The sequence below is a fragment of the Synechococcus sp. O70.1 genome, assembly GCF_047462215.1.
Lineage (GTDB): Bacteria > Cyanobacteriota > Cyanobacteriia > Thermostichales > Thermostichaceae > Thermostichus.
In genome coordinates, this window is sequence record NZ_JANSIT010000032.1 from 1 (window position 1) to 1,157 (window position 1,157).

A 1,157-nucleotide genomic window follows, 5' to 3' on the forward strand; every position below is an offset into this window, starting at 1 on the left:
GCTCAGTTCTATGTGCATCCACTCATAGGCAGGGATACTTTCCCAGGTACCTCAACTCTCGAGCCGTTCAAAACTGTGAAGCATGTGCTGCAATCCACTGCAGTTCAGGCCGCAGCCAGTCTTGGCGGCGGGACAAATGTGATTGTAAGGATCATTTACGACGGAACGGAGGATGTTGATGCTAGTAGCACCGACATCGATAGTCTGACTTTGACAGCTGGATCCGTCACGGTGCTTCCTGACAGCGGCGTTAATTTCACACTCAATCTGAACACTAAGCTTTTAACTCTCAACAAAGGCTACAGGCTTCAAGGGTTCAAGATTGTGAGCGGGGATCCCAGTGGTACAAGAGCCGCCATCGAGCTCGCTGCTGCGGGAACGCCCCTGAAAGACATGCTCATTGATTGTAGAGGTCTTGGCACTGCTGGTACTGCTGGCGTAGGGTCTGGCGACAGATGTATCGAAGTAACTGCTTCTTCTACCACTCCCGCCACCGTCACCCTCGACAATGTGGATGTTTTGATTAAAGGCGACAAAGACTTCACTGCTGGGATCCGCCACGTGGGGACTAACACAATCCTCAGAGTAATCAATGGCAGCTCGGTTGTGGCTACTGGGCCAGCATCGGGGAACCAGGGTGTCGTGGGCATTTTGGAGAATTCAAATGGCGGATCTGTAGAGATTGAAGGCCCGAACACAGAGGTCAACTTGAGCGCGATCTCACCTCCTACAAGTGGTACTCCCAAGCCCAACGTTGCTATCCTCCTAAAAGGTAATTCAGGCCCTGCAAGAAAAGTGATAAACTCCCAGATTAAGGTAAAAGAGGCAACTCGAGGTCAAATTGGCGTTTGCGTTGGTAGTAATATTGACGTAACAGTGCGAGACAACACCTTTACCAATTCTTCTTCGGGAAGCAACAGCATCGCTATCTGTAGACAATATGGAAGTGTGATTCCTCCTACTCCCCTTCCTCCAGTCAACACGTTCATCGACTTCTCCACGCCCCCCCCCAATACCGCGGAGAGAAGGTTTTTAACTTCCTCCGCGGGGCCCCCGGGCGGGGGGGGGGGGGCGGATGGGGGGCGCGGTGAGGCAGGGGGGCGGGCCGGGGACCAGGGCTGTGTGTGTGTGGCGGGGGGGGGGCTGTGGTTGAGAAA

At 53.8% G+C, this 1,157-nt stretch carries 1 pseudogene; it reads left to right on the forward strand.

Annotated features, from left to right (window positions below):
* A pseudogene (locus tag NW833_RS11075) lies at window positions 1-1,157 on the forward strand (hypothetical protein); the annotation flags it as partial.